Raw genomic sequence first — 18,896 nt, 5'->3', positions numbered from 1 at the left:
GCAGTCTTCTTTTTTATCTATTATGTGTTTCATCATATGTGATTTTGCTACGAAAGGTTCCGTGTTCCGCTTTAAAAACATAGGAAATAGCGCCTTGTTTATCCGTACGCCATATTTCAATCCCCATCTTCTCAAAGCGCTCTATAACTTCCTTATGAGGATGCCCATACCTATTACGCTCACCGGCAGAAATAATCGCTACATCAGGCTGTATAGCGCTCAAAAAAGGCGCTATAGATGACGTATTACTCCCATGATGAGCAACCTTTAAAACATCCGCCCGTAAATCTGGATACGTCGCTATTAAAAACTTCTCTCCTTCTTCTTCTAAATCACCTGTAAACAGCCACGTTAACCCTCCTAATTTTGCCCATATTACAATTGAAGCGTTATTTTCACTCCTTGCTTTTCCTGTTGGAGCTAACACAAAAAATTCCGCCTCATTTACGCTCCAACTCTCCCCTTCCCCCATTTCACTTATTTTCACTTCCTTTTCTAATGCCTGTTTCTTTAACACTTTTTCTAATACCGCCTCTTGTTCTTTTCGGCCAAATACAACTTCTTTTACAGTTATATTTGATAATAACTCTTGCGCAGCACCTATATGATCCGCATCTCCATGCGTTATAATTAATTTATCGATTGTTTTAATCCCTTCCTTTTGTAAATAAGGGATTAAAATATCATTTCCAACAGAAAATTCATGCTTTTTCCGCTGCCATTCTTCCTTATTTACACGAATTGTTCCACCAGTATCAATAAGATAAATCTCTTTGTCATACGGGAGGCGAATTAATATTGCGTCTCCCTGTCCAACATCAAGAAATGTCACACTCCCACTTTCTCGAAAATACGGATATACATAATGACATGTACAAACAAAAAGAAATATACCCGAAGCTATGAACATAATTTTCTTCGACACTCGCCTTTCCCAAACCATCAATATACTAACAATACTCGCGCAGTATAGAGCTACAAGAAGTAAAGGCGTTTGCCCGAAAACGAAGCGAATAAACGGTAAATTTTCACAATAACTCAGAAAATCATTAGAAAGATTCAAACCTATTGATAGTACATTCGCAAGTCCTTTTGCAAGAAATGGGACGATCGGTATGCATACCAAAATAATAATACTACACGGCAATACAATGAGAGATAAAAAGGGAACGTATAGGATATTAAGAAAAATACTATATGGGGAAAAATAACCGAAGTGATATAACAAAACCGGAGTACTAACGAGCTGTGAAATAAGAGAAATATAAATGGAATTTCGGATCACTCCATTACTACTCTCTAGTAAAAGCGGGGCTGACAAAAGCAAGGCGAAACTACCAACGAAAGAAAACTGAAAGCCAATATTAAAAACAAGATACGGATCAAATATAAGCATGCATATAGCTGTGATACTTAAAGCATCTAAGCTAGATAAACGAATAGAACATATGAAAGCAATCAACATTAAAACTCCTGTTATAGAAGCTCTTATAACAGACGGTGACGCTCCTGCTAAAATCATATATAGAGGAATACAAAAGATAAGACATACTGTCGCTACCTCCCTCGTCACACCACTTCTTAGCAAAATAAAATACACAATCACCATTAACAATACGATATGCGATCCTGAAATCGCCAACAAATGTACAAGACCAAATTGCCGATATTGCTCTTCAACTTCAAATGTCATTTGTTGTCTATCACCAAATACTAACGCATTCATAAAAGCACCTGATTGCGCTGGAAACATTTCTGTAACTCCCGAGATCGCTTGTTGTCTCAAAAGAAGAATCCATTGCACGAGTGACAACGATGTTTTATGACATTCAGAAATATATGTAGCATCTAATATGAAATGAATATTTTGCTTATACAAATAATCGCGATAATTAAAACCATGAAAATTCCGAGCTATTGGTGGTTCTTTCCTCTCACCTTCGAATACACATGATACTCCTGCATGTAATTGTCGCAGTTGTTTCTTTTCCGAGGCTGATTTAATTTTGTAACTTAACTGCACTATATTTTTATTCTGATCTTCAATTTGAAATGATAGGCGATCCCCGTTAATAAGAGGTGTATTATGTATCACCCCTCTTGTAACTTCGTAGGACTCTCCTAGAGGCTTGTTTTGCCCTTGAACATACGTAGTGTACATAGCGCCGCTAAAGCACGCTATCATACAATAAAGAAAGGTTTTACGCGAAGTACGATATAAATAAAAGAAAACATACATAACGAGACAACAAGTCAGTAATAAAACTGAAGTGGAAAAGGCAATTGCAATCCCTATTATAAATGAGATTGCAACATAGCCCCATTGTCCATGCAACTTATACTCACTCCTTATAGCATCATTTTTGCTTTCGTGAATACATGCTGTAATTCTTCCATCGATAAATTCTCTTTTTCTAAAGATGCAAATAGTTCTTTTAACTCCATATGACGCTTTTGATCCTCTAATGCTGCAATATCATATTCTAGCGGAACGTGTTTTACCTTTACATTCGCTTTTTCAAATAACTCTACTGCATATGGATGATTTTTATAATCCTGCGCATAATAAACTGCCGTAATACCACTTTGAATAATCGCCTTACAACATTGCAAACAAGGGAAATGCGTAACATAAATTTCCGCTTCCTCCGTTTTCACACCAAACTTTGCACATTGTAATAAAGCATTCATTTCTGCGTGAATTGTACGAACGCAATGATTATCAATAACGTAGCACCCGTCATCTATGCAATGCACGCCACCTTTAATTGAGCCATTATATCCACCAGCAATAATTCGTTTATCACGAACGATTGTCGCTCCTACTGCAAGCCTTGTACATGTACTACGTAAAGATAGCAAATGGCTTTGCGTCATAAAATATTGATCCCATGAAATTCGTTCCATCTTTTTCACCTACTTTTTTGTCTACTTGTAGTGTAGCGAATGAAGAAAAACTTCGTCAATCTTTTACGGAATAATAATTTGATCTTTTATTTTTTCCAATGATTTCACACCGATCCCATCAATCTCTAACAAATCTTCTATTTTCTGAAACGGACCATGTTCCTCTCGATATTTTAAAATACTTTCTGCTTTCCGAGAACCAATGCCTGTAATTTTTTCAAGTTGCTCTTTAGAAGCTGCATTTATTTGAACTTTCCCCTCTCCCTGTGAGGCAGCAGCTGCTTCTTGCACTTGTTCGTTTTTATTCGGTACATAAAGGATCATTTGATCTTGTACCATTTGTGCTAAATTTACCTTCTTCCTATCTGCCTCAGGTAAAAAACCACCTGCCTTTTCAATGGCATCCTTGACCCGGTCCCCTTCTTTCATTTCATACACCCCTTCTTTAACAACAGCCCCTTTTATATCAATTACAATTATTTTTTTCTGCTCTTTTGTATCCGATATTTTCGGTTTACTTTTTTTCTCTATCTCTTTCGATTGAACATCCGTAGCAATGACTGACCGCTCTGTATGCTGGTTCGTTTTCCAAAAAAGAAGAAAAAGTACAATTCCAATAATAGCTACTAACCCTAACCATTTCTTCGGAAAATCCCACATCATTTTTCACCTCTAATCATAAATTTATAACATCATTCATATTGTTTAGGAGAAAGCTGTTACGAAGGAGGGATGAAACATTGAACATAGGAATTATAGGGACAGGGAACATGGGGAATATACTAATCGACGCATTTTTAGAAACCCGTGCTGTCAAACCTTCGTGCCTTACAATCATTAATCGAACGCCCGCCAAAGCATATCATATAAAGGAAAAATACCCTTCTGTTCATATAGCCAAAACTATCGATGAGGTAATCGAACGATCACATCTTATTTTTATTTGCGTAAAGCCGATAGATATATACCCAATCCTACAAAAATATGCTGAACATTTTTCTGATGAAAAGTGCTTAGTTTCTATCACAAGTCCAATATCTCCATCACAATTAGAGACACTTGTACCTTGCCACGTTGCCCGTATCATTCCGAGTATTACAAACCGTGCCCTGTCTGGCGCATCACTATTTACATTCGGAAGTAAATGCTCTGAAGAGTGGCAACAGAAACTATTTCGCCTATTCAAAAACATTTCTACTCCCCTTGTAATAAAAGAAGATATAACTCGCGTTTCATCTGATATAGCAAGCTGCGGCCCTGCATTCTTTAGTTATTTATTACAATGTTTCATTAACGCTGCTGTAGATAAAACAAATATTACACATGAAGAAGCCACTACTTTAGTAAGTGAAATGGTCGTTGGAATGGGGAAACTACTTGAAAAAGGGATTTTCACATTGCCTACTTTACAAGAAAAGGTATGTGTTAAAGGCGGCGTTACAGGAGAAGGCATTCGTGTTTTAGAAGAACATGTTGGGGATATGTTTCATAAATTAATTGAGCGGACACACGAAAAATTTGATGAAGATTTAAAATGCGTTGATCAGCAATTCAATAAACACACATAATAAATACGTCATCGTCATTCCAAATCCTTTTTATAAATAATTACTTTTTCACATTACATTTTTACTTAAACTAGCATTTTCACACTTCACGTATATCATCTTCTTATTATGCTAGAACGAAAAGTACATCTTCTTTACAAAACAAAAGCAACCTTCTCGGTTGCTTTTGTTTTATCCGTTTTTCTTCGCCATGAAGAAAATACGCTCTGTTTGTTCTGTAACTTCAAGTCGCTCAAAGTCACCGGTCACGCGAAGCACTGTAAAACCAGCTTCTTCAAGCCATTTTGTTAACTCTTCAACCGGATATGCACGTTGCACGTGACATTCGTCAAAACGATGGTACACATCTTCTTCTGGGTCTTGAACAAAGAATGTTAAGTCATGTTCTACACTATTTGATTCTTCACCAGGGAAGCAATTCCAAATAAGAGATATTTCTTCTCCATTCACTGTGTATGTTTCATTTTGAAATACATGATGTATTTTATATAAAGAATGTACATCAAATAAAAACAAACCATCTTGACGTAAATGGTGAAACACTCTTCGAAATGTTTCTTGTACTCCATCCTCTTGCAATACATAATTTAATGAATCACAAAAGATCGTTACACAGTCGAACTCACCCGGAACATCAAGCTCTCGCATGTCTTGTTGGTAAAAAGGAATAAAATGTCCTTCTCCGCCTAGTTTTTGCTGAGCGACCGTTAACATTTCTTCTGAAAGATCGACACCGATTAAATCGTAGCCCTTTTGTACAAGCGGAAGTGTTACATTACCAGTACCGCATGCTACATCAAGAATCTTCGCCTCTTTCATATCCGCTTGTTGTAAACTTTCCTCTGTGAATTCCACCCATTTATCATAAGGAACATCATTCATTAGTTCGTCGTACAACAATGCAAATTGTTCGTATTTCATTGGTCTAGCTCGTCTGTAATATCTTCACGCGGCACATCGCCCCAAAGACGCTCTAAATTATAATGATTACGCTCATCTTTATGGAATACATGAGCAACTACATCTCCAAGGTCAACTAATACCCAACGTGCTTCGTCAAAACCTTCCATACGTTGTACGTCGATTTGGAACTCATGTGCTTTTGATTTAATTTCACGTGCAATTGCTTGCACTTGCTTATCTGAGTTACCGTGACAAATAATGAAATAATCTGCAATTGGTGAAATACCTTGCATATTTAGGACAACCATATCTTCTGCTCTCTTATCATCAGCCGCTTTTGCTGCTAATACTAATAAATCTTTATCTTTCATTTACTAATTTCCTCCTTGATAACTGCGTTGTATGTTTGGAATGTTAATGGATAAATCGTTTGATTTTTTTCCATTAAAAATTGAATTGTTCGCTTTAACGCAAATAATAAAGCTTGATTTATATCCATATATGCGAGTTTACGAGCTTCCTCCACACCTGGAAACTTTCGCCCAGGCTCAATGTAATCAGCTACATAAATTACTTTATCTAACATCGTCATGTTCTCATGACCACTTGTATGATATGTAATAGCTTGCAGGATTTCAGGATCCGTAATGCCTACTTCTTTTTCTACTAAGTATGCCCCAACAGGTGCATGCCATAACTCTTTGTTATAACAAAGTAAATCTTTCGGCAAATCTTCACTTTTAATAATCTCTTCCATCTCAGAAATCGCTCTACACTTCGCATAATCATGGAATATAGCTGCAACTTCAGCCTTTTTTTCATCCACACCGTATAACTTAGCAAGTTCAATTGCTGTCTCCATTACACCAATTGTGTGTATATAACGTTTTTCATGCATTTGTTGTTTGACAATATGAAGTGCCTTCTCACGATTCATACAACCCATTCCTCTCGATATACACCTGTACTTTTTCAGGAAGTAAATATTTACATGTTCTCTTCTCTTTATATCTCTCACGCAATAAAGATGAAGAAACTGCAAACTCCGGAATTTCCACAGTAGTGATAGGATAAGGTGTACGCAATGTATAACCAGGTCTTGCAACCCCAACAAACGTCACAAGATCGAGTAACGCTTCAATGTTATACCACTTCGGTAAATACTCAACCATATCTCCACCAATAATAAAGTGAAACTGCACATCCGGATACTTCTTCGTCAATTGTAACATAGTGTCATACGTATAAGATGGGCCCTTCCTGCTTAGCTCTTCTAAACAAATAGAAAAATGTTCCTCTGCCTCAGTCGCAAGCTCTAACATTTGCAAGCGATTTTCTACACTTGTAATATTCCGCCCTTGTTTATGCGGTGGAAGTTGGTTCGGTAAGAACCATACTTCTTCTAAATTCAAAGCATGATATACTTCATTTGCAATTAGCAAATGCCCATAATGTGGCGGATCAAATGTACCGCCAATGATGCCAATTTTTCTCAAAAGAAACGCCCCTTCCTTTTACGTACAGCAACTCTCTTCATTCCTATTCGAAGAGAGTTCACTGTTAATAAAAGTTCAATTGGTTTCGCTCTCTACATCATTACACACTAACGATAAAAATAGCGTATGCTATTTTTATCGTGGAAGTTTAATTTGTTTATTTTCTCTAGATTCTTTGTATAAAACAATCGTACTTCCAATTACTTGAACGATTTCAGCACGTGCGCCTTGTGCAAGTTCTTCTGCAACTTCACGACGATCGAATTCACAGTTTTGTAGCACACTTACTTTAAATAATTCACGAACTTCTAAAGTATCTGCAATTTGTTTAATCATATTTTCATTTACTCCGCCTTTTCCTACTTGAAAAATTGGTGTTAAATGATGTGCTTGTGCACGTAAAAATCTTTTTTGTTTTCCTGTTAACATATATGTTAGCCTCCAAGCTTTCTTATAACTAATTGTTTCATTCTATCGATATTCGGTACACACCCTGTCCACATTTCAAATGCAAGCGCTCCTTGATAAACAAACATATCAATACCATTTTGAACCACTGCGCCTTGCTCTTTTGCCTCACATAAAATTTTCGTTTCAAATGGATTATAAATGATATCTGATACAATCGTTCCTTTTTTTAACGAAGAAATTTGTAATGGCGTATGTTCAACGCGTGGATGCATACCTATTGTTGTCGTCTGAATGATAATATCATAATTTCCTTGTTCTTCTGTTGCTTTTTCTAGCGATAAAGCAACAGAATGAACAGTAGCCGTACACGAAGCAATAAGTTCTTTCGCCTTATCTACTGTACGATTAGCTACATCAATCTCTTTCACACCTACATCAGCAAGAGAAAAATAAATAGCTCGACTAGCACCACCTGCACCAAGCAATAAAATACGTTTCTCTTGAAGCGGTTCACTACTAATTGACTGCAGTGCTCGGACAAAACCAATTCCATCTGTATTGTAGCCAATCAATTTTCCATCCTTATGAACCACTGTATTTACTGCACCAATTTGCTTTGCTAGCGGGTCAATCTTATCCAAATAATCCATAATAGCAACTTTGTGCGGAGTTGTTACATTAAATCCTGAAATACCTAATGCTTTTAAACCTCTTACTGCTTCCCCTAGCACTTCCTCTTTAACAAGAAATGCATGATAATGGGCATCCATATTCAAGTGTTCAAATGCATCGTTATGCATAACGGGTGATAATGAATGTCCAATTGGATTTCCGATTACACCATATAATTGTTTCATAAATCCCTCTCCATATTAAATTAAAGATTTACGCAATGAAACACTTACTCCTTTTGGTACGTGTGCAACAATTTTTGCTCCCGGTTCGTTCACAGTAACCCATCCTAATCCAGAGAATACAACATCCGTTTTTGGTTCACGAATATTAAATTCGTATTTCACTAAATCTGGCATATTTTCTAATTCTTCTGGTGTTGGCGGGCTTAGTAAATCTCCAGCATGATTTTTATACAATTCATCTGCTTTCTCAAGCTTTGTACGATGGATTGTTAAACGATTCGAGAAGTGACAAGTAAACGCACGACGACCACCACTTACATAATCAAAACGTGCCAATCCACTGAAGAATAATGTTTGTTCTTCATTTAATTGGAACACCATTGGCTTAATTTCTTTTGTTGGTGTAATAAGCTTTAAGCTTTCTTTTCCAACATAATGAGCCATTTGATGGTGATTAATAATACCCGGCGTATCATATAAAGAAGATTCTTCGTCTAACGGAATATCAATTAAATCAAGTGTTGTTCCTGGGAAATGAGATGTTGTAATTACATTTTCAGTCTCATCACTAAATTCTTTAATCATGCGATTAATAAATGTTGATTTTCCTACATTCGTACATCCAACAACATAAACATCTTTTCCGCCGCGGTAATACTCAATAGCATCTGCCAGCTCAGCAATCCCTTGTCCCTTTGCTGCACTAATTAAAAAGACATCTTCCGGCTTTAATCCTAGCTGCTTTGCACTATAGCGCATCCAATGCTTTACTTTATCATGTTTTACTGACTTAGGAATTAAATCAGCTTTATTTCCAACAAGTAATACTTTATTATTTCCCACGAAACGATGTAAGCCAGGTAACCAGCTACCATTAAAATCAAAAATATCTACAATCTTAACTACTAATGCATCTGATTTTCCAATTCCGTTTAGAATACGTAGGAAGTCATCATCTGTTAATGATACATCTTGAATTTCGTTGTAATGCTTCAAGCGAAAACAGCGTTGACAAATTACTTGTTCTTTCTCTAAAGATGAAGCAGGAGCATATCCTACTTCATTTTTATCTTCTGTTTGAATTTCTACACCGCAACCAATACATTTAATTGTTTCAGTCAAACTTTATTCCTCCCAGTTAATTAAACCTTTTTTCTTCATATTTCTCATAATTCTTCGTTCAATTTTTCGATTAAAGCGCGTTACTAATCCGTCCGTTTGTGCTACCGGTACAACTAAAATCGTATGAAGTCCCACTCGGTTTCCACCTAAAACATCCGTTAGTAACTGATCTCCAATTACTACAACTTCATCTGGTTGCAGATGCATCTCTTGTATCGCACGCTTAAATGCGCGAACAAATGGTTTGCGCGCACTATGAATAAACGGAATACCTAATGGATCAGCAAAGTCTTTCACACGTTGCTCATTATTATTTGAAACGACCGTTACTTGAATGCCTTGCTCTTTCATTTTCAAAAACCATTCTTCAAGTTGTGGCGTTGCATTTGGACGATCCCATTCAATTAACGTGTTATCTAAATCAGTAATGACACCTTTAATTCCACGTTTTTTCAAATCTTCTGGTTGAACATGATATACATTTTTCACATATTCATTTGGTAAAAATAGCTTCAATTTCTTTCACCTCTTTGAGGAGTTTTCATAAAAATTTTTCGACAACATATTTCGATATATGACCTGTGGATAAAATTGTACACATTTTCCACATTAATCTTTCAGTTAATTTGGAATTTACTAACAATCTATACACATTTTATCCACCTAGGTATGTGGATAACCACTCGTTTGTGACTGTCATATTTTTTTGGTACATTAAATGCAACAACGAATCAATCCTTAAATTATTAGGAGGTGACTCACCTTGAAAACAAAACATATGGAACAGTTATCTACTGAGTTACTCACTGAGTCTTATTATAAAGCAAAAGAACTAAAATTAAATCCCGACTTCATTTTACTAATAAAACAAGAAATGATTAGACGCTCATTAGAGGACAAGCTTGTCAAATCGTCTTGATTACATATAAAGTGAAATTTTAACTAGCTAACTTGTAAAAAGAGCCATCCTGCGATGGCTCTCGAATAAACAAGTACTCCCATCTAGGGAATTTCATCATTAAGCATCTTTGTCCACAACTCTTACTTACAGTTATAAAATGTTTTCTTTACTTATGAGCCAATCGAGTAGCAATTTTTTCACCAAGACGAAGCTCTTGTCCACTCTTCAAATTCTGCACTACTTCTATCATATCTTTTTCAAACAATAACACAACTGTTGAACCAAATGTAAAGTATGCCATTTCTTCACCTTTTTGAACAGTGTCTCTTTCATGCAGCAGCTCAATACTATTAACAAACATAGCTCCTACTTTTACAAGCGCCATATGTTCACCGTCACTATTTACTTCTGTAACAGAGCGATAATTTTTTGACAATGGCTCTTTCCCGTATTCCATACCAGCTGCATTTACCGGATATGATTTTCTACCAAGTACAAATCTTTCAGTCACGGAACCAGAAAGCGGACTATGAATACGATGATAATGACTTGGGCTTAAATAAATAACCATGTATGTACCACCTGCATATCGCTGTGCACGTTCTTCATTGCCTAGCATATCCACAATTGAATAACGTTTTCCTTTAATATCAAATGTTTTTGTGTCCTCAATAGGACCGTGATCAGCAAAAACACCATCAACAGGACTAACGATACTCAATGCATCTGTATCAATACTACGCTTTCCTTCTTTTAGCTTACGCGTAAATAGTTCATGCAATGTTCTATATTCCTTCAAACCCTTTTCCATCTCATCTTGATTAATTTGAAAAACTTTCGCATACGATGGAATAATGATAGAGCTCAAACGAGATTGTGCAAATTTACGTAATATATAAGAAGTAAAACGACCATTTGTAAGTTCAATCATAAGTCGATATAATGTACGTCGCAAATTGCGAAACCTCCTAATCAGTCTATAACTTTAGCTTCCCCTTCTTTTCCTTCTATATCATATGTAAAATTGGTTCTTATTCCCACATATCATATAGAACTGCCATATTATACATGCAGAAAACTAAGTATGGTATTATTCTTAAATTGTTTAGCACCCTCTAATATTACAGATAGAATCCGTCATTTTCAACAGTGAACATAGATTTCTTCTGAACACAACTCTTTTTCTTTCCTTATTTCCAAAAAGAAAAGCAGCCCATTTTAAAATAAGGCCGCTTGTAATATACATTATTCTTTCGCTTTTTTCTCTTTCTCTGCCCTTACAAATTCATGGAACATTTTCATTAAAGCGCGCTTTTCGATTCTTGATACATAGCTTCTGGAAATACCAAGTGCCTTGGCAATCTCTCGTTGCGTTTTCTCCTTATCAAGCCCCAGTCCAAAACGCTTCACAATTACTTCTTTTTCTCGTTCGTCTAAAATATCGATATACTCTTTAATCTTTTCTAACTCCATACTAAGCTGGATCATATCAATTACATCTTCAGACTCTGATTTTAATATATCAATAAGCGATATTTCATTCCCCTCTTTATCTTGCCCGATTGGATCATGAAGTGAAACGTCTTTTTTCGTTTTTTTCAGTACACGTAAATGCATCAAAATTTCATTTTCAATACAGCGCGCTGCATACGTCGCAAGTTTTGTTCCTTTTCCTGCCGAATAGCTCTCGATTGCTTTAATAAGCCCAATTGTACCAATTGAAATTAAATCTTCTGCATCTTCCCCTGTGTTTTCAAATTTTTTAACGATATGAGCTACAAGCCGTAAATTATGTTCAATTAACAGATTTCTCGCTTGAGCATCACCTTGCTCCATTAACTCTAAGTACTTTCTCTCATCGTCTGATGATAACGGCTGCGGAAACGCATTATTCTTCACATAAGAAACAAAGACAAACACTTCTCGAACCATATATCCAATTGCGGCGAATAGACTCAAACCTTTCACCTCCGCCAAAATAGTGGTCTTTACTATGTGTATGTGGGCGTGAGGTTGTTTGTGTCTGTACGATATAAATATGGAATCCTTAGCTTTTTGTCGAACGAAATAAGTCTTTCATATCTTGAATATTTTTTCCAATGTATTACAATATGTAAGGTTCCAAAATTTTGAAAGAGGTGTTTTCATGCAATACTTTACTTCACAAATAAAAAAACTAGTAATACTCACACTATCTTTTTTCTTACTGTCAGCTTGCGGACAACAAACTTCGTCCACAAAAACTGAGCCGACTAAACAGGATACTGCAGCATCCAAAGACAGCACAAAAACAGAAGATATCCCAAAAGCTGAAGACAGTGTAAACACTGAGGAAAATGCAAAAAACGAGAATAACGTAACTACTGAAAACAACACAGCACCTAAAACTAATACAAAAACTGAAAGCAACGTAACAGCTAAAAACAGCACAAAAACTGAGAACAACACTACTACCGAAAACAACAAAAACACTGAGAACAATGCAACACCTAAAAACAATACAAAAACTGAGAACAACGTAACTACCGAAAACAACAAAAACACTGAAAATAACGAAACAGCTACAAATAATACAAAGCCTGAAGCAGAATCGAAAAATATACAAAAAGAGCAAGAACCAGCTAAACAACCAAATAAACAAACTGATACTATTACATTCACAAGTGAAGATGCTGTAAGAGTTCTAGAAAAAAGAATGGGAGCTCGATCAGCTGACATTCATTACGTCTCTGCGGAAGACCAACTAATCGGCACAGTAAATGGCATTAAGCTATATGACGTTTTATACACACGTGGTGACGGTGAACATCAACGCGCTTTCAATTTCGCAGTAGGATCCGATGGGAATTTATATGAGTGGTCAAAAGCTCAAGATGGTATTCTTCAACCACTTAACGGCAATTAATAAAGTGAAACTTTAATCAGTGGGGTTTTTCTTCATCCCCCACTGATTATTAGTTGAACCAATCGGACTTTTATGGGCAGTTGATCCCCCACCTAACTTCTTTGCTTTCGCTGAATTTTCAGGTGGGGGTCTTACTGCCCATTAAAGCGGGATAAATAATTCTAAGAACATAGTAAAAGCCAATCGATACGTATCGATTGGCTTTTACTAATATTCGCTCCAAATTTTCTCCCCAGTATGCGCATCAATATAACGAATTTTCCGACTATAGTCGAAAGGGGCTTTATGATTTTCATCTGTCGTTTGTTTATACAGTAGTTCGTAGTTCGTTTCCTCTACGTCATTTTCTAAAAACCATTCTAAATGAACTCGCATGGCCCCTATGTATATTGCTAACGCTTTTTCCTTTGTTACTTTTGGTGTTGTTTCATATATGAGCAATTCTTTTATAAAGTTGCTAGATTCTCCTGAATAATGCATCACCGCTCCATTTTCTGTATTGATGTTGATCATAAATTGCTTATGCTCTGCTGGAATACCATTCACATATACGGAAAAGGTAAATCTTTCAATCCCATCTTCTGCTTCTTCACGTTCTTCCCAAAGACGTAGATATTGTGTGACATCCGGAATAACTTGTTCCAAAAATTGAAGTGCTTTTTGTAAACATTCCTCTCTAGACAGTATTTTCTTTACTTCTTTATCGTCTGTCATTTTTATAAAACCAGTTAATCCATTGGTAGATTTATCAATCATAATGCAAACAAAATTATTATATTTTAACATCGGTAAATGCTTTTTAAAAAATTCATTCATTAAATATGGATTCTTTTCTTCTTTCTGTTTCTGTAATTCCTCTTTCAGAACAAATTTCATCCTTATTTCATCATCATTTTCCGTCTCAGCTACTTTTGTAAAATTTTCTTTATTCCAGTCAAACAAATCGAATATATCATCTTGCCGGCTACCTTTTTTCGGTTTTTCAACAGCTACAGTTGAAGGCAATTTATAATGATCGGGACCAAATAAATCTTTACCTGTACTTACATTAATAAACGCACGACTAGGTTCTGGTTCATATACAAGGTGGTACCCTTTTACTTCTTCTCCATTTTCATACTCACATGAAGAGTGTGTTAAATCTACAAATACAAGTCTCATATCTTGTCTAGCTTTCAAATTTTCTAAAACGACGTTCTCCTCAACGATTTCATTTGGCCACAACGGTTTTTTCTCGATAGCTTTTTGTCCATTATAACGAAAATGCACAACATTACCTGAAGGACGAACTCGTACGACACACCCTGTATTCGGCAGTGGATAGCCCTTCACTTCTTGCATATAATTTACTTCTTTCCAACCGCGTCTGTCATCCTTAACAGTTACATATGTATAAAATTCATATCCTTCTTTTGTATATTTTTTTAAGAATACATTTGCAATCTCTCTTGCTTTAGTCTCCTCTATCGCTTCCTCACCACTCGAAACAGCTTTTTCCTCCTCTATCCTAAAGTCAATTAAATTACCAGTATGTCTATTCAACGTAATCTGTATTGTTCTCCCCTCATCCGCTTTATGTTCCCACCATAATAGATGATATGGGTCATCCACGCCTTCTTGATCATCTACAACAAGCCTATAATCATCTGGAATGTCAATCATATGAGCCACTTGCTCTTTTCTTTCTTTATCTTTTGGATTCATCATACCGCTCCCTTTATTACAATTTAAGGTAATTATAACAAACAAAAAAGACTAGAGATATCTCTAGTCTTCTACTTCGTCTCACGATGTAACGTTACTCGTTTTAATCGTGGACAATATTTTTTTAGTTCGATGCGCTCTGGATTGTTTCGCTTATTTTTTTTGGAAATATAATTACGATCACCGCACTCCGTACAAGCTAGTGTAATATTTACACGCATATGTCATTCTCCTTTCGTTTAAAGATCGCAAACTAAAACGTAATGATTACGATTTAAATATTATATAACTTCATTCTATTTGTCAATTGCAAAACAAAAAGGTTCTAAATAGAACCCTTTTATTTTTAGTACTTTATACTTCTTATTAAAATGTCTCATATGTAACAAACTCACTAATTGGTTTTCTATATCCTCGTGGGCGAGTTTTAGTAGTATCACTTTTTCCTATCGTAATCATTAAAACAGGTACTACATGCTCCGGCATATTTAATTCACTTTGTACTGCTTTTTCATCAAAACCGATCATTGGACACGTATCATATCCATAATGTTTAGATGCGTACATAAAAGTCATCGCACTTAGCGAAGCATTTCTAATCGCTTCCTCTTCCATGAAGCGTTCTCCTTTTCCTTCATATAGCCCTTTCGTTTGCCTAATTGTATCTTCGTATTCACATTCATCAATCATCTTTAAAACCTTCATACCGAAATAAATATTTTCGACATTTTGGTATGCTCTCTTGTCACCACAAACAAGTATTACCGCAGATGCGCTCGATACTTTATATTGTCCGAAGGCTAAGTCTTTTAATCTTTCTTTGCGCTCTTGATCACGAATTACAACATAATGCGTATGTTGCAAATTGTAACAAGATGGAGAAAGCTTTGTTAGCTCAAATATTTTTTTAAAGTCCTCATCTGGGATTTCTATTCCTTGTACAAATTTCATTGCAGAACGTCTAGCAATTGCCAATTCTTCAAAGTTCACCGTATAGCCTCCTCAATAACCATAAATTCAAATATACATTAATTTATACAATTAAATAAATCAAATGAAAACACTTTAAATTATGGATAATAATGATGATTTACAAAAAAAAGACAAAAATCTGAAACAATTAGTTCATACGAAATTCACACGAATCTATTACTATAAGAATTGTACATAGTGAATTTATTAACAATCACGTTTATTCATATAGAATCTTACTCGAAAGGAGTTGAAAGTATGAAAACTAAATATCGTTTTATGATCTCATCATTTGCTGCTTGCGCTTATATGCTTTGGTATTTAGTATAATAACAACCTCACTTGTAAATAGGAAAAGGTGTGTATATAAATGGAATATAATCAATCAACAGTTAACTACTGGAAAGCTTTTGTACTACCATATACATTTGCTTTAGAAGAGTTAAAAACTAAATTTGAAATTATGAACCGGGAAGCTCAATTTTTAGAGGACTACAACCCGTTTGAACATATAAAAACAAGATTAAAACAACCTGAAAGTATCATTAAAAAGCTTGAGCGTAAAAATTTATTACCGACAGTTGAAAATGCCCAAACACATTTACAAGATATCATCGGCATTCGTATTACATGTTGCTTCGTAGAAGATATTTATCATTTAAAAGAAGTCATTCAAAAACGTGAAGATATGGAAATCATAGAGGTAAAAGATTATATTGCTAACCCAAAGGGGAACGGATATAAAAGTTTACACATGATTATTAAATATCCTTTATCACTGAATTCTGGTACAAAAGATGTATTTGCAGAAATTCAGTTACGTACACTTGCTATGGACTTTTGGGCAAGTTTAGAACATAAACTTTATTATAAATATGAAGGGAAAATACCTGAGTATTTAAAAGATGAACTACATGATGCAGCAATGAAAGCTGAAGACCTCGATAATAAAATGGCAACAATCCGCCAAGATATTGATGATATCGAAGCATGCTCAAATCAAATTATGTTACCACTATAAAAGGTTCTCTCCAATGAGAACCTTTTTTATTTCGCTATTTACGGGCAGTAAGACTCCCTGATTAAAGTTTCACTTTATTTCTTCCCTATCGTGCGAACCTCTTCAATTTTCCAGCTATCTTCTTCTTTTCCAAGCGCATACTGTACTTTTTTCTGAAGAGTGACCTCCCCATCTATTTCCTTTTCCTTTGTTTCAACTACAACATACCCTGCTTTACTAGCCTTCATGTCTATATGTTCCAATTCAATTTTCTTATTTCCCTTTTGAAAAGCGGCTTCTTTTTGTGTTTTTAAGTCTTCAGCACTAGGCATCTTCTTTGAGAATAAGTCCATATGTTCAGCAAGATTTTTTTCATTTGTCGTCCGTACAAATTTCTCCATCACATCTTGAATCGATTTCTCTTCTTCTTTCGTTATTTGTACCTTTTCCTCAGTTTTTGTAGTAGTAGATTTTTGTTCTATATGATTCTCCTTCGATTGACATCCCACTAGCAATAATGCCCCTATTAGAAAAGATCCTATCCCTCTGAAAAAAGAACTCATTTTCCCATCTCCTAAAAAGAAAAGTGAGGCATTTTGCCTCACTTTCATTTATAATTAGCGTCTTCCTTTATTCGGATCGCCACCGCCAACAATATCAAAGACACGTTTAGCGATATTTGTATTCTCTTGAACGCCAGAGAACAAGTATTTACCAGGGCCAAATGCATATACGTTTACATCTTCCCCTGTATGTCCACCTGTTGTCCAGCCTGTAACCGAACGCTTATTGAAAATATCCTCAATCGCGTTATCAATCTTTGTTACATCTTTTGAAGGAGCAATATCATTTACCGCTTTAATTTCTTCTGGTGTTAATTGTAAATCAATATATTTTTTCAATGTTTCTTCTACATTTGCACCTTTTGCAATCTCATTTGCCATGAAGTCTGGTGTGCGTTTTGCAGCTTTAATTGGATCTACTTTAAAGTTATACTCGCCATTTGCACCTAAAGATAATCCGCCTGTAGCGTGGTCTGCCGTTGCAACGACTAATGTATTTTTATCTTTTTTCGCAAACTCAATCGCTGCTTTAAATGCTTTTTCAAAGTCTTCCATTTCACTCATTGCACCAACGATATCATTATCGTGTCCAGCCCAGTCGATTTGACTTCCTTCAACCATTAAGAAGAAACCATTTTTATTTTTGTTCAAACGTTCGATTGCTGCATTTGTCATTTCTTCTAATGAAGGTGTTTTATCGGTACGGTCAATCATTTTATCTAAACCGCCTGGCGCAAATAAACCTAGAATTTGATCATTTTTATCATTTAACAATTGATTGCGATCAGTTACATAGCTATAACCAGATTTCTTAAATTCTTCTGTAAGATTACGATCTTTTCTAACAAAGTTATTTACTCCGCCGCCAAGCATAACATCTACTTTATGCTTCCCTTTAATTTTTTCATCAAAATAATCATTTGCAATTGCGTCCATATTTTTACGACTAATATCATGCGCACCGAAAGCAGCTGGTGTTGCATGTGTAATTTCAGAAGTAGCAACGAGTCCTGTTGATTTCCCTTTTTCTTTCGCTTGTTCAAGAACCGTTTTCACTTCTGCTTTATCATTATCAACTGCAATTGCCGCATTATATGTTTTAATTCCTGCTGACATAGCAGTTGCTGCAGATGCAGAGTCTGTAATATTTTCATGTTCATCTTCCGGATATGTTTTTTGCGTTCCTACAAGATGCTTATCAAATTCTGTAGATTCCATCTCAAAAGTTTTTGGATTATCTTTCATATAACGGTGAGCTGTCATATATGAAGGTCCCATACCATCCCCAATTAATACGATGACATTTTTAATCTTTGCATTGCTTCCGCTCTCATCTGCATTAACCTCACTAGAACGAGTAAAATTCCAAGTTGCTACCGAAGTAACAGCTAACGATGCCACAACTGCAAATGGCCATGCTTTTTTTACAAACTTTTTCACTATATTGTCCCCCTAATTAGGTTATTCATTTCCCACTATCAAATTTAATAGAAGACTATTAAGAGAAAATTAGTTATATGTAAATTTTTTGTTAACTTATGTAAATATCAGTTATAATTTGTATAAGTTTGTCTGTTCGTATCAACC

General features: G+C 35.5%; 22 protein-coding genes. 4 read left to right on the top strand and 18 right to left on the bottom strand.

The genetic code is table 11. The features are described from left to right. Positions 1 to 13: 13 nt before the first annotated feature. The 3 genes from AABL52_RS05825 to AABL52_RS05815 form a co-directional block, all read right to left on the bottom strand. Positions 14 to 2,335, bottom strand: a complete 2,322-nt coding sequence (locus tag AABL52_RS05825; protein WP_341519045.1) for a DNA internalization-related competence protein ComEC/Rec2 — start codon at positions 2,333 to 2,335, stop codon at positions 14 to 16. A gap of 14 nt (positions 2,336 to 2,349) precedes the next feature. Further along, positions 2,350 to 2,907, bottom strand: coding sequence for a ComE operon protein 2 (locus tag AABL52_RS05820; RefSeq protein ID WP_000439781.1), 558 nt, complete (start codon positions 2,905 to 2,907; stop codon positions 2,350 to 2,352). A 63-nt stretch (positions 2,908 to 2,970) separates the two neighbouring features. Then, entirely contained in the window at positions 2,971 to 3,570 is a 600-nt protein-coding gene (locus tag AABL52_RS05815; RefSeq protein ID WP_002073075.1) for a helix-hairpin-helix domain-containing protein, read from the bottom strand. Between the two features lie 77 nt (positions 3,571 to 3,647). Between AABL52_RS05815 and comER the strand changes: the two genes are divergently transcribed. Beyond that, complete coding sequence (gene comER, locus AABL52_RS05810) at positions 3,648 to 4,475, top strand: late competence protein ComER (RefSeq protein WP_001020549.1); 828 nt, start codon at positions 3,648 to 3,650, stop codon at positions 4,473 to 4,475. A gap of 171 nt (positions 4,476 to 4,646) precedes the next feature. Here comER and AABL52_RS05805 read toward each other — a convergent pair whose 3' ends face one another. From AABL52_RS05805 to AABL52_RS05770, 8 genes are all read right to left on the bottom strand, one after another. Further along, positions 4,647 to 5,396, bottom strand: a complete 750-nt coding sequence (locus tag AABL52_RS05805; RefSeq protein ID WP_000873065.1) for a class I SAM-dependent DNA methyltransferase — start codon at positions 5,394 to 5,396, stop codon at positions 4,647 to 4,649. Further along, complete coding sequence (rsfS, locus tag AABL52_RS05800) at positions 5,393 to 5,749, bottom strand: ribosome silencing factor (protein ID WP_000653203.1); 357 nt, start codon at positions 5,747 to 5,749, stop codon at positions 5,393 to 5,395. Before rsfS ends, AABL52_RS05805 begins: the two co-directional genes overlap by 4 nt. Continuing rightward, positions 5,746 to 6,315, bottom strand: coding sequence for a bis(5'-nucleosyl)-tetraphosphatase (symmetrical) YqeK (gene yqeK / locus AABL52_RS05795; RefSeq protein ID WP_061677275.1), 570 nt, complete (start codon positions 6,313 to 6,315; stop codon positions 5,746 to 5,748). The genes rsfS and yqeK overlap by 4 nt, the downstream gene beginning before the upstream one ends. Continuing rightward, on the bottom strand, positions 6,305 to 6,874 hold the full coding sequence (gene nadD, locus AABL52_RS05790; RefSeq protein ID WP_340421196.1) for a nicotinate-nucleotide adenylyltransferase: 570 nt from the start codon (positions 6,872 to 6,874) through the stop codon (positions 6,305 to 6,307). Before nadD ends, yqeK begins: the two co-directional genes overlap by 11 nt. Before the next feature lie 135 nt (positions 6,875 to 7,009). Further along, positions 7,010 to 7,303: a ribosome assembly RNA-binding protein YhbY gene (yhbY, locus tag AABL52_RS05785; RefSeq protein ID WP_000955226.1), complete on the bottom strand. Its 294-nt coding sequence runs from the start codon at positions 7,301 to 7,303 to the stop codon at positions 7,010 to 7,012. 5 nt (positions 7,304 to 7,308) lie between these two features. Beyond that, the gene (gene aroE, locus AABL52_RS05780) at positions 7,309 to 8,142 is read right to left on the bottom strand and encodes a shikimate dehydrogenase (protein WP_098259073.1); all 834 of its coding nucleotides are present in this window, start codon (positions 8,140 to 8,142) and stop codon (positions 7,309 to 7,311) included. A gap of 15 nt (positions 8,143 to 8,157) precedes the next feature. Continuing rightward, positions 8,158 to 9,264, bottom strand: coding sequence for a ribosome biogenesis GTPase YqeH (gene yqeH / locus AABL52_RS05775; protein WP_131934065.1), 1,107 nt, complete (start codon positions 9,262 to 9,264; stop codon positions 8,158 to 8,160). A gap of 3 nt (positions 9,265 to 9,267) precedes the next feature. Next, positions 9,268 to 9,780, bottom strand: coding sequence for a YqeG family HAD IIIA-type phosphatase (locus tag AABL52_RS05770; protein WP_000765308.1), 513 nt, complete (start codon positions 9,778 to 9,780; stop codon positions 9,268 to 9,270). 247 nt (positions 9,781 to 10,027) lie between these two features. Between AABL52_RS05770 and AABL52_RS05765 the strand changes: the two genes are divergently transcribed. Continuing rightward, positions 10,028 to 10,183 (top strand): sporulation histidine kinase inhibitor Sda, encoded by a 156-nt coding sequence (locus tag AABL52_RS05765; RefSeq protein ID WP_000850097.1) that lies wholly within the window; start codon positions 10,028 to 10,030, stop codon positions 10,181 to 10,183. Positions 10,184 to 10,331: 148 nt separating this feature from the next. Here AABL52_RS05765 and AABL52_RS05760 read toward each other — a convergent pair whose 3' ends face one another. After that, positions 10,332 to 11,120, bottom strand: a complete 789-nt coding sequence (locus tag AABL52_RS05760) for a phosphatidylserine decarboxylase (protein ID WP_001254990.1) — start codon at positions 11,118 to 11,120, stop codon at positions 10,332 to 10,334. Positions 11,121 to 11,410: 290 nt separating this feature from the next. Then, positions 11,411 to 12,124, bottom strand: coding sequence for an RNA polymerase sporulation sigma factor SigK (gene sigK, locus AABL52_RS05755; protein ID WP_000051382.1), 714 nt, complete (start codon positions 12,122 to 12,124; stop codon positions 11,411 to 11,413). Positions 12,125 to 12,311: 187 nt separating this feature from the next. On the opposite strand from sigK, the gene AABL52_RS05750 reads away from it, so the two are divergent. Next, positions 12,312 to 13,070, top strand: a complete 759-nt coding sequence (locus tag AABL52_RS05750; protein WP_341519044.1) for a hypothetical protein — start codon at positions 12,312 to 12,314, stop codon at positions 13,068 to 13,070. Positions 13,071 to 13,277: 207 nt separating this feature from the next. Here the strand turns inward: AABL52_RS05750 and AABL52_RS05745 are convergent, their stop codons facing one another. The 3 genes from AABL52_RS05745 to AABL52_RS05735 form a co-directional block, all read right to left on the bottom strand. After that, the gene (locus AABL52_RS05745) at positions 13,278 to 14,774 is read right to left on the bottom strand and encodes a YcdB/YcdC domain-containing protein (RefSeq protein WP_341519696.1); all 1,497 of its coding nucleotides are present in this window, start codon (positions 14,772 to 14,774) and stop codon (positions 13,278 to 13,280) included. Positions 14,775 to 14,845: 71 nt separating this feature from the next. Then, on the bottom strand, positions 14,846 to 14,995 hold the full coding sequence (gene rpmG / locus AABL52_RS05740; protein WP_001265617.1) for a 50S ribosomal protein L33: 150 nt from the start codon (positions 14,993 to 14,995) through the stop codon (positions 14,846 to 14,848). Positions 14,996 to 15,140: 145 nt separating this feature from the next. Beyond that, positions 15,141 to 15,725 (bottom strand): nitroreductase family protein, encoded by a 585-nt coding sequence (locus tag AABL52_RS05735; protein ID WP_341519695.1) that lies wholly within the window; start codon positions 15,723 to 15,725, stop codon positions 15,141 to 15,143. Between the two features lie 391 nt (positions 15,726 to 16,116). Between AABL52_RS05735 and AABL52_RS05730 the strand changes: the two genes are divergently transcribed. After that, the gene (locus AABL52_RS05730) at positions 16,117 to 16,767 is read left to right on the top strand and encodes a GTP pyrophosphokinase (protein WP_000456213.1); all 651 of its coding nucleotides are present in this window, start codon (positions 16,117 to 16,119) and stop codon (positions 16,765 to 16,767) included. Positions 16,768 to 16,841: 74 nt separating this feature from the next. On the opposite strand, the gene AABL52_RS05725 is transcribed toward AABL52_RS05730, so the two are convergent. Beyond that, a complete protein-coding gene (locus AABL52_RS05725; protein ID WP_341519043.1) occupies positions 16,842 to 17,309 on the bottom strand; it encodes a hypothetical protein in 468 nt (155 codons plus the stop codon). 54 nt (positions 17,310 to 17,363) lie between these two features. Beyond that, on the bottom strand, positions 17,364 to 18,749 hold the full coding sequence (locus AABL52_RS05720) for an alkaline phosphatase (protein WP_000714923.1): 1,386 nt from the start codon (positions 18,747 to 18,749) through the stop codon (positions 17,364 to 17,366). Positions 18,750 to 18,896 lie beyond the last annotated feature (147 nt).

This window comes from Bacillus paramobilis (assembly GCF_038096195.1).
Classification (GTDB): Bacteria; Bacillota; Bacilli; order Bacillales; family Bacillaceae_G; genus Bacillus_A; species Bacillus_A mobilis.
This window is presented reverse-complemented; position numbering and strand designations above follow the sequence as displayed.

Coding starts and splice junctions, on each gene's coding strand:
- AABL52_RS05820 (WP_000439781.1), bottom strand. CDS start 2,907: ATGGAACGAATTTCATGGGATCAATATTTTATGACGCAAAGCCATTTG.
- AABL52_RS05815 (WP_002073075.1), bottom strand. CDS start 3,570: ATGATGTGGGATTTTCCGAAGAAATGGTTAGGGTTAGTAGCTATTATT.
- AABL52_RS05805 (WP_000873065.1), bottom strand. CDS start 5,396: ATGAAATACGAACAATTTGCATTGTTGTACGACGAACTAATGAATGAT.
- rsfS (WP_000653203.1), bottom strand. CDS start 5,749: ATGAAAGATAAAGATTTATTAGTATTAGCAGCAAAAGCGGCTGATGAT.
- yqeK (WP_061677275.1), bottom strand. CDS start 6,315: ATGAATCGTGAGAAGGCACTTCATATTGTCAAACAACAAATGCATGAA.
- yhbY (WP_000955226.1), bottom strand. CDS start 7,303: ATGTTAACAGGAAAACAAAAAAGATTTTTACGTGCACAAGCACATCAT.
- aroE (WP_098259073.1), bottom strand. CDS start 8,142: ATGAAACAATTATATGGTGTAATCGGAAATCCAATTGGACATTCATTA.
- AABL52_RS05750 (WP_341519044.1), top strand. CDS start 12,312: ATGCAATACTTTACTTCACAAATAAAAAAACTAGTAATACTCACACTA.
- AABL52_RS05745 (WP_341519696.1), bottom strand. CDS start 14,774: ATGAATCCAAAAGATAAAGAAAGAAAAGAGCAAGTGGCTCATATGATT.
- rpmG (WP_001265617.1), bottom strand. CDS start 14,995: ATGCGTGTAAATATTACACTAGCTTGTACGGAGTGCGGTGATCGTAAT.
- AABL52_RS05735 (WP_341519695.1), bottom strand. CDS start 15,725: ATGAAATTTGTACAAGGAATAGAAATCCCAGATGAGGACTTTAAAAAA.
- AABL52_RS05730 (WP_000456213.1), top strand. CDS start 16,117: ATGGAATATAATCAATCAACAGTTAACTACTGGAAAGCTTTTGTACTA.
- AABL52_RS05725 (WP_341519043.1), bottom strand. CDS start 17,309: ATGAGTTCTTTTTTCAGAGGGATAGGATCTTTTCTAATAGGGGCATTA.